Source organism: Vagococcus sp. WN80Y, from assembly GCF_059621045.1.
On sequence record NZ_JCAQHY010000082.1, the window covers coordinates 1 to 3,966 of the forward strand.

Sequence of the window (3,966 nt, forward strand, 5' to 3'; positions counted from 1 at the left end):
TTTATAAAGATAGTCAACCCCATAGGCTTTAAGGGCTCGTTCTTGAGAATCAAATTTTTGATGATGAGTGCTAACACGCATATAACCGATAATTGACATAAAAACTCTCTCCTTTTTCATTAAAATTTTAGAGGCTAGTGGGTGACTTAACAAACGATCAACTAACGAGGGATATTAATAGGTAAGAAAATAAAGTGAGCGTCCCATTGACTCGTTTCTCTTTAAGTTGGTTAAGCCGACGTTCAAAAAAAGATTGAAAAAAATTCTTGACAAGTTCTATACGTCTATAATAAACTATAGTTTTTGACACATTAAAATAACAGTTGTTTCTTCACTCTCTTTCTCATGACAAATCCTAATTTAAAGGGATTTTGTATTTTTGAAAGAGGGTTTTTTTGCGTTTTTCTTGCAAGTATAACTAACTATAGTTTATGAGACACTCTAAATCGCGTTATATCAAGCTTAATGAGTGATGAGAGAGGAAAGGATGTGTGAACTCAATGTCACTATACGCGTATATTAGGAAAGACTATCCGGTCTCAACGGTGGAACAATTAGACATGTTACGAGCGTATAAATGCCAAGAAGTGTTCATTGAAGAAACAGACGTGACGATTAATTATGAGCTAGATCGATTATTGGGAAAACTTGTCGAAGATGATCAGTTACTAGTATACGATTTACGGGTCTTTGCCAAGAATACTAAGGGGTTTAGAGAGTTACTTAATGTATTAAATGAGCGGCATATTAGACTGATTAGCCTACAAGATAAATTGGATACAGAGGTTTCTACTAATTTCTACACAGATGTCTTAAAAGTATTAGAAATGGAAGAAAGACATCGAAGTTATTTGATTCGAACCAGCATAGAACTAGCCAAGCAACAAGGCCGTATAACAGGTCGTCCAAAAGTAGATAATCGAACCATTGATCAGATTGTGTTTCTCTTTGAACAACAAGGCAAGACGATGAGAGAAATTGCGGAAATTTGTGAGGTCTCCTTGGGAACTGTTCATAAATACGTTAAAAAAATTAACCGAGATTAGTAGATAGTCATCAAGCCAACTGAAAGGTGGTGGGGCTGGGGAACGTGTCAGCAGGGTAAAACAAGCAAATTTAGGATGAAAGAGGGAAAAAAGGAATGAAATCGTATAAAAGTAAAGTAGTGAGTTGTTTAGTGGTGTCAACCACCTTTTTAGCAAGTATTGGAGGAGTGTTGATTCTAGATGTTCCAGTGGCACATGCCGCTCAAACTATTAGCTCAAACCCAGTAGCGGATGACACGTCTGATCGCTCTATTACCATTTGGAAATATCAAGTAAAAGATGCGTCTGAATTAGGGGATCGTGGAGACGGGATGGCAACAGCAGTTGATAAAACACCGTTAGCGGGCATTAAATTTAAGATTCAAAAAGTGGAAGCCATTGGCGGTGCCTCATTAAAAGATCCATTAGTTAATAAAGTGGATGTTGATTATAAAATTTTGGCTGAAACAGGAATTATCACAACTGCGGCAGATGGTAGTGCCAAAATTGACTTAGGAAAAGGCCGAGTAGCAGACGGTATTTATCTTGTGACAGAGCAGGAAGATGACCGTGTCGGTAAACCGGCAGATCCGTTCTTCGTGTATGTGCCACAAACCAAACGTGACGATCATAGTTCATTAATTTATGACGTAGAAATTCAACCTAAAAATATTTTGAAATCATTGTTAGAGCCGGACAAAACAGTTGAGGAAGGCAAAGGCCACTCGATCAAAGCAGGCCAAACCTTTAACTGGGAGGCGACGGCTAATTTACCAGAAGGTCTGTACACAGTGGCGAGTCAGGATATGGTAATCACACCGATGTATGATAAAGATGGCAAGGTAATTGCGGATAAACCAGTCAAAAAAGGCGATGAAATTTATGCGGATTACTTTACTATTAGCGATACGCTAAATGCGAAGTTATTGCTGGATAATGTCAAGGTTCAAGTGAAAACAGAAACAGGCGAGTGGACGGATTTAGTTTTAGCTACAGATTATAAAGTAACGGTCAATGGGACAGATAAAGCGACTAGTCCGATTACAGACGCAAGTGACGCTGAAAAAGCCGTTGTGGTGAATTTGACACAAGCAGGTATGAAGAAAGTAGCGACCAATAAGGATAAAAAAATTCGAGTGGTTTATACGACTCACACGGCGATGGATTTCAATGGTCCAATCATTAACCATTTTGATGTGGCTTTCCTAACCCCAGGGTTAAAACCAGTAGACGTGCCAACTGATCCGAATACAGATCCAGAGTATTATGCAGGTGGGTTTGACATTGAAAAAACAGGGGAAGATACTAAAGCCGCATTAGCAGGAGCGGAATTCCACATTGCGGCGACTAAAGCAGACGCAGAGGCAGGGAAATTCCTAGCAGAGAACGGTCAGTCCTATGCCACAGAAGCAGAGGCGATTGCGGCAGGAACTAAATGGTTAATTGCGACATCAGATGCCTCAGGCCGTGCCCAATTTGATGGGTTGAAGTTAACGTGGTTTGAAGACACTAACAAAAATGGCAAACAAGATAAAGATGAACCAACCTTTGCCAAGGCTGATATCAAACAAAGCTACTGGGTAGTGGAAACCAAAGCACCAGACGGGTATGAATTACTCAAAGAAGCACAAGAAGTAGTGGTTACCTTAACAACACATGAAGATACCACCGTTGAATTAAATGTTGTGGATAAAGCGAAAACAGATTTACCATTTACAGGGGGCACTGGCACGACTATCTTAGTGGTCTTAGCATTAGGCGCTATCACAGTTGGAACAGTCGCTATTTCAGTCGATAAAAAACGTCGTCACGCTTAAAGTCAGCAAGAAAGGAAGGGAAGACGTATGCACAACCAGAAAAAAAAGCAGCAACTGGTCGCCGTTCTTTTCGGAATCTGTCTTTTAGTAGGAGCTCTCATTTGGGGCTTACAGAAGGAGTCTCTTAAGGCGACAGAAATTCAATCGCCCAAGCTCACGGTGAAGGTTGATGGGGAGCTTGTTACAGCGCCCCTTTCATCAGAAGCAGAGGAAGTCCAAGTGGAAGTAACAGCCAACGAAAGCAGTTGGCTGTTGCTTCCTGTTAGTCAAGAGTATCAAGTGTTAGCACTAGATAGCAACGGAGAAGCGGACCGCTTACCAGAGGTGACGACGGCACTATTTGATGTGGAGGAACAGATCAAGGCGCTTAACTCGGGTGATCCCTCACGTCTAAATGAGGACCTTCTTCACGTGGTAGATAAACAGGGAAATCCGATCGGTAGTTATCTTCGGTTACTTAAAAATCAGCCGCTTCATTTTGTGATCAAACGGGTGACATCTGCTGAAAGCAAGATTGAGCTGATTGATCCTCTTAGTGACAAGGTGGTTGCCTCTCTCCTCACGTTTAAAAAGCAGACAGAAGAGGGGGAAGTCCCCTCAACAGATGGGGAAGCAAGCCCTCTACCAGAAGAAGAACAATCGTCGGATATTCCTGATACCTATGATCAAGTCTTAGCAGTTGAGACCATGACAACTAAAAAAACACTGAAAGAGCTGGAGGCAGAGGCTTATACAGCAGAAGATTCCTTGAAAAAGCCGCAATACGTTGGGGAAGCCTCTTCTTCAAGCAAACAAACAAAGGAGACCAAAGCAGGGGAGTCACCGATCGTCATCAAGGATGTTCGAATCCCGATTAAAACGGGGACCTCAAGTTTTGATGCGGATGATCTTGCCGGCCATGATTCATCTGAAACCAACGATATTGTTCGGTCCTTTGATCAAGTCAGCTATTTAGTGTCGTTTTCCATTCAAAATACGTCACTCACAACCAAGTATACCAATATTCGCTATCGCGTGATGAGTGAGCTGTCTAATGCGCTGACAAACACAGGTGGAACCCCCAAACATAACGGAGAAATTGCGAATGGCACCTATATCGACAACCCGACAAGTCCGGGCGCTCA

General features: G+C 41.7%; 3 protein-coding genes and 1 pseudogene. 3 read left to right on the forward strand and 1 reads right to left on the reverse strand.

The window, feature by feature from the left end; all coding sequences use genetic code 11:
• On the reverse strand, nt 1-120 hold a 120-nt coding region (locus AC5KOD_RS03010), incomplete at its 3' end, for a recombinase family protein (RefSeq protein WP_496913060.1).
• A 380-nt stretch (nt 121-500) separates the two neighbouring features.
• Here AC5KOD_RS03010 and AC5KOD_RS03015 point away from each other — a divergent pair.
• The 3 genes and pseudogenes from AC5KOD_RS03015 to AC5KOD_RS03025 form a co-directional block, all read left to right on the forward strand.
• Entirely contained in the window at nt 501-1,046 is a 546-nt protein-coding gene (locus tag AC5KOD_RS03015) for a recombinase family protein (RefSeq protein ID WP_496913058.1), read from the forward strand.
• Between the two features lie 95 nt (nt 1,047-1,141).
• Entirely contained in the window at nt 1,142-2,842 is a 1,701-nt protein-coding gene (locus AC5KOD_RS03020; RefSeq protein ID WP_496913059.1) for a SpaH/EbpB family LPXTG-anchored major pilin, read from the forward strand.
• A 27-nt stretch (nt 2,843-2,869) separates the two neighbouring features.
• Nucleotides 2,870-3,966 (forward strand): annotated as a pseudogene (locus AC5KOD_RS03025) (hypothetical protein); the annotation flags it as partial.

Excerpts from the sequence above, each read along its gene's own strand:
- AC5KOD_RS03020 (WP_496913059.1), top strand. The coding sequence starts at position 1,142 with ATGAAATCGTATAAAAGTAAAGTAGTGAGTTGTTTAGTGGTGTCAACC.
- AC5KOD_RS03015 (WP_496913058.1), top strand. The coding sequence starts at position 501 with ATGTCACTATACGCGTATATTAGGAAAGACTATCCGGTCTCAACGGTG.